A 4,931-nucleotide genomic window follows, 5' to 3' on the forward strand; every position below is an offset into this window, starting at 1 on the left:
CCCCAAGGACGTCCCCCCCGAAGCCACCTTCGATGCCAGCACCAACCTCTGGCGAGTCGGAGCCCCCAACGACGCGCGCGAGCGCCTGTGGATCCATCCGTCGGGCTTGCTGCTGCTCGACGCCACCCGGAAGGACGGCAAGCTCGACGGGGAGATCAAGTGGTCGCTCGCCATCCACCAGATGTCCGAGCACGCGCCGCGCGTGGCCATGCAGGCTGCGCTCGGCCTGCCGAAGGGGCCGACCTCCACGATGATCGCAACGTTTGCAAACGGAGCGCTGGTCGAGGTGCGCTTCCGCGCCGGCTTCGACTTCCCGGACACGCTGCGGGTCGAGCTCCGTGACGGCGTGATTGACGGCGCCGTCGAGTGGGTCATCGGGCCGGCCAACGGTGCACTGTTCGAGTACGCCGGCACCACGCTCCTGCCCAAGGTCTTCAAGGTGCCCAAGCCGTGGCCCCATCGGCTGACGGCGGTCTTCGTCAAGGGCAAGCTGAAGAGCACGACGTTCTTCGCCAAGGATGGCACCCCCCTCGACACGGGGGCGACCCCGCTCACCGAATGGGGCGAGAGCGTCGAGGCGAGCGCCCTCACCGGCTACATCGAGCGCGGCGACTTCGCGGCGGACGCGGCGCGCTTCTTCCCGAAGGCGCCACGCGTGTCGAAACCTGGCAGCGAGAAGGTTCGCGCCGTTCCCGCGGGTCGCGCGCTCGACGACGTGGTGGTCGGCGGGGGTGTGCCGTCGATGACCATCGCGTTCGACTTCAACAGCTATGGCTTCGACTGCAAGAAGGAGGATTTGTACGGCGCCAACGATGACAAGTACGTCGGCATCGCGAGCGACGGCTCCGGCGAGATGTTTCTTCTCGACGTCACCACGGGTGAGGTCGTCCGCTACGCGCACGAGGAAGGCACTGTCGCGCCGGCCTTCACGTCGCTCGACCAGCTCGCCTTCTCGCTCCTCCGCGTCGAGGCGGCCGCCAAGAAACTGCTCCCGAAGGCGAAGCTCTCGGCGCTGTTCAAGCGGCTCGGCCTCACGACGGCCGGCGCGCTCCTGAAGGAGTACTGAGCACGCGGCACCAGGCCAGGCACGTGTGTCCCGTGAGGAGAGGAAGGCCTGTTGAAGGGGGGCAGGCTGGAGAGCAGGGGCCGACGAGGGCCGCTGACAGGGTCCGCCCGAGCAGTGCGCCCGGTGCTCAACCCCATGGCGGTGCTGCTGCTGGCGGCCTGCGGGAGCGTCTCGGCGCCGTTGGGCGCGGTGCCCGTAGGACCGCTCAGGAGCAGGTCTTCGCCTGACGGTTGCAGTCGTCGACACAGCCCGGGGTCTGGGTGTCGGGCGTGAGGCTCTCCGACTGGCCCTGCACGGAGTCCGTCGGCTGCCGTGACGGGAGCCGGGAAGGAGGCTGGCAGCTGTCGAGACAGGCGTTGTACTGCTGGCGACAAGCCGACGACAGGTTCGAGGTGTCGAGCGTCGCGCAGCCGGAGAATGCCAGGAGCGTACCGGCCAACAGGGTGATGCCACGGAGTGGGGTCATGCCCGGGATTCTAGCAGTCCGCCTTGACATCCACCGTCTCACGCAACATATCAAGTGGCATGAGGCGAGACAGCCGGCTCTCCGTGGCCTTGCACGTCCTTCTTCACATGAAGGAGCTGGGGCCCGTGGTGACCTCGGAGGCCATCGGGCAGTTGATGAAGGCGAACCCCGTGGTGGTGCGGCGGACCATGGCCGGGCTGCGTGAGGCCGGCATCGTGGGCTCGGTGAAGGGGCACGGCGGGGGATGGTCGCTGGCGCGCCCGCTCGAAGCGGTGACGCTCGGGGACGTGTACGACGCGCTCGGGACACCGGCCCTGTTCAGCATCGGCCCGCGGGAAGAGAGCCCGGGATGCCTCGTCGAGCAGGCCGTCAATCGCGCGCTCGGGAAGGCGCTCGACGAGGCCGAGGCACGGCTCATGTCGCAGCTTCGAAGCGTCACGGTGGCGGACCTTTCGAATGACGTCCTCCGAAGCCACGCGCTCGCCCAAGAGGGCGAGACACCCCCGACCCGGGCGAAGCCCCGAAGGAAGCGGACCTCTTGACTGGGATTGCGCACCGCACCGTCACGACCCACGGCATCCAGATCCATATCGCGGAGGCAGGAGAAGGCCCGCTCGTGCTGCTCCTCCACGGCTGGCCGGAGTCCTGGTACGCGTGGCGCCACCAGCTCCCGGCCCTCGCCGCCGCTGGCTACCACGCCGTCGCGCCGGACCTGCGCGGCCATGGCCAGAGTGACGGTCCGCCGGAGGTCGAGGCGTACAGCATGAAGCACCTGCTGGCGGATCAGGTCGGTCTGCTCGATGCCCTGGGGGCGGAGACCGCCGTCGTGGTGGGCCACGACTGGGGTGCGGCGACGGCGTGGGCCTGCGCCGCGCTCCACCCCGAGCGCTTCCGCGCCGTCGTCGGGATGAGCGTCCCGTACCTCGGCCGTGCCCCCAGGCCTCCGACCGAGCTGTTCAAGGCCCTGTTCGGGGACCGGTGGTTCTACATCCTGTACTTCCAGGAGCCGGGGGTCGCCGAGGCGGAGTTCGAGGCGGACATCCCGCGCACGCTGCGCACCGTGATGGCCGGTGTCGCCGGGTTCGACACGACGTCCCGGGTGATGCAGGCCCGGAAGAAGGGCGACACGTTCCTCGGCGGGCTGGAGACGCCAGACACCTTGCCCGCCTGGCTCACCGAGGACGACCTTGCGTACCTCGTGAAGCAGTACGCGGCCAGTGGGTTCCGGGGCGGGCTCAATCGCTATCGCAACCTGGACCGTGACTGGGAGGAGCTGCCCGGACTGGGGACGGTCAAGGTCGAGCAGCCGGCCCTCTTCCTCACGGGGGAGAAGGACCCGGGACGCGCCCTCGCGCCCGTCGACCTCATGAAACCGCTGGTGCCCGCGCTGGAGGACGTGCTTGTCATTCCAGGCGCGGGCCACTGGGTCCAGCAGGAGCGCGCCGCCGAGGTCAACGCCGCGCTGCTGGCCTTCCTGAAGAAGCTCCCCGGCGCCCCGTAGGCTCCCGGCGCCGGGGTCAGCGCAGCGCGGTCATTTGATGTAGGCACCGCCGATGTTGATGTTCGGATCCCCCGTGCGTCCGTCGTTGAACGCGACGGCCGTATTGATGAGTCCGAACATGGCCGTGAGGCGCTGGAGGTCGGCCCCCTGCAGGGCGCTATCCCCGAAGAAGGGCGTCCACGCCTCTTCGATGATGGCGCCGGAGAGGTTCTTGACGCCCTCCGTGCTCGCGTCCGGAGTGCCGCCGAATTGTTCGCCCAGCCAGTTGAACACGTCGTCCACGGCGGCCGCCCCGCCGGTGCCGTCCTTGATCATCGAGTACGCAGGCCCCACGGGGCTGGACTCGATGGCTTTCTCCACGAGGCTGCCCATCACGTCCACGATGGCCTTCTTGCGCGCCTCCTCGCTGTCGATGCTCTCCATCGCGCTCTGCGAGCCCTGGTAGAGCGTGCCGAGCACGAACCCCATGTTGCGTGCCAGGAGGTTGCCCTCGTTCTGCATGAACTCGAGCGCGCCCTGTCCCTCGGCGAGTCTGTCCACGATGCCGACCTTGTCCCCGGTCCCCAGGTACTGCTGCAGGGCCTCCATCACGACGTCCCGTCCGGCCTCGCCCCGGAAGGCCACATGGTCGAAGAACTTCGCCATCGCCGGGCCCCCAGCGTCCGCGAGGCGGTGTTGGGTGTTGGCGGACGCGTTGATGAGGTCCGCGGTGTCCGCCGCGAACATGTGGGCCAGCGCGAGATGGGTCCCCGCGTTGTCGCCAAAGAACTTGCTGTCCACGGCCAGGGAGACCTTCTGGAACGTCTCCATCCGCAGCTCCTTCGCGGCCAGCGGGTTGGGGAAAGCGGCCGGGTCGAGGCTGGCCACGTCCTCCAGGAAGTCATTCACCCCCGCCTGCACGTCCTCCTGGAAGTGGAGGCCGGTGCTCTTCAGCTCCGGAGCATCCGCGGCGTCCGCGGAGCCGAGCTTCTCCAGGAACCCGGTGCGCTGCTCCTCGGGGAGGTCGAGGATGGGGCCCAGCCCATCCGTCGGGCTCGGAGTCATGGAGCCCAGGGCCCACGCCACGGCGCGGGCCTCCACGGGGGAGAGCGACGTCGGGTCGGCCTTGAACGCTTCAAGGTAGCCATTGGCGAAGCTGCTCTTGAGCGCATCGCTGCCCGAGTTCGCCACGAGCCACGCCGCGGTGGAGACGCCGGGAGCCTTGCAGAACTGTTCGTCGTTCTTCAGGCGGTCCAGCGCCCCCGCGACCTCGGCCTGGCCGGGCGAGCCGGCGGGCAGGGAGGAGAGGTCGCCCACCATCCTGGCGAGGCCCTGCATCTGGGCCAGGGCCGCCTCCCGGCCCACGGTGTCGGGGCTGCCAGCGGCTTCGACGCCGGTGGCCAGGGCCGCGCCGAGCATCTCCGGCCCCAGGGCCTGCACGAGCTTGCCCTGGTCCGCGACCGGGTAGGACTCGATGGCGGCCGTCAGGAGCGTCCTGGCGAGCTCGGGGCCGTCGTTCGGCATGGCGCGCACGTGGCCCATCAGCTCGGCGACGCGGTCCGGCCCCAGGGCGGTCATCAGCTCGCGGCGGAAGGCGACGTCCTCCGCGCTGCCGCTGGCGTGGTCCTTGAGCGCGCTGGCCAGCCCGATGGGTTGGGAGGCCGGCTGGTACTTGTTGATCTCGTCGACGGCCGCCTGGACCTCCGGAGAGACGACCGTGGCGCTCTGGCCGGGAGGCGTCGTGGTCACCTGCACGGTCGGGTTGGGCGCGACGGGACCGCCGCCGGTCGGGGTCCCCGTCGGAAGCGGCTGGAAGGGGGTGGGCGTGCCCCCGAACAGGCCCTGGGCCTGGCGCGACCGCGTGTCGGGCGTGAAGCCGTCCTGGGTCAGCCGCCTCTGGACCCCGGTCGGTCCCGCCT

General features: G+C 69.8%; 5 protein-coding genes. 3 read left to right on the forward strand and 2 right to left on the reverse strand.

Annotated elements, in window-relative coordinates:
• The coding region (locus D7V93_RS37805) for an SMI1/KNR4 family protein (RefSeq protein ID WP_120647945.1) at positions 1 to 1,066 on the forward strand (1,066 nt) is incomplete at its 5' end.
• A gap of 205 nt (positions 1,067 to 1,271) precedes the next feature.
• On the opposite strand, the gene D7V93_RS37810 is transcribed toward D7V93_RS37805, so the two are convergent.
• Positions 1,272 to 1,532 (reverse strand): hypothetical protein, encoded by a 261-nt coding sequence (locus D7V93_RS37810; protein WP_120647946.1) that lies wholly within the window; start codon positions 1,530 to 1,532, stop codon positions 1,272 to 1,274.
• Positions 1,533 to 1,591: 59 nt separating this feature from the next.
• On the opposite strand from D7V93_RS37810, the gene D7V93_RS37815 reads away from it, so the two are divergent.
• Together D7V93_RS37815 and D7V93_RS37820 are read left to right on the forward strand one after the other, a co-directional pair.
• Entirely contained in the window at positions 1,592 to 2,074 is a 483-nt protein-coding gene (locus tag D7V93_RS37815) for an Rrf2 family transcriptional regulator (RefSeq protein WP_120647947.1), read from the forward strand.
• Positions 2,071 to 3,033 carry an alpha/beta fold hydrolase gene (locus D7V93_RS37820; protein WP_120647948.1) on the forward strand — a complete coding sequence of 321 codons (963 nt, stop codon included), beginning with the start codon at positions 2,071 to 2,073 and terminating at the stop codon, positions 3,031 to 3,033. The genes D7V93_RS37815 and D7V93_RS37820 overlap by 4 nt, the downstream gene beginning before the upstream one ends.
• A 30-nt stretch (positions 3,034 to 3,063) precedes the next feature.
• Here the strand turns inward: D7V93_RS37820 and D7V93_RS45450 are convergent.
• The coding region (locus tag D7V93_RS45450; protein ID WP_158623950.1) for a hypothetical protein at positions 3,064 to 4,931 on the reverse strand (1,868 nt) is incomplete at its 5' end.

The sequence above is a fragment of the Corallococcus llansteffanensis genome (assembly GCF_003612055.1).
Classification (GTDB): domain Bacteria; phylum Myxococcota; class Myxococcia; order Myxococcales; family Myxococcaceae; genus Corallococcus; species Corallococcus llansteffanensis.

Bases quoted from the DNA above. Each gene is read 5' to 3' on its own strand.
- D7V93_RS37810 (WP_120647946.1), bottom strand. From the start codon at position 1,532: ATGACCCCACTCCGTGGCATCACCCTGTTGGCCGGTACGCTCCTGGCA.
- D7V93_RS37815 (WP_120647947.1), top strand. From the start codon at position 1,592: ATGAGGCGAGACAGCCGGCTCTCCGTGGCCTTGCACGTCCTTCTTCAC.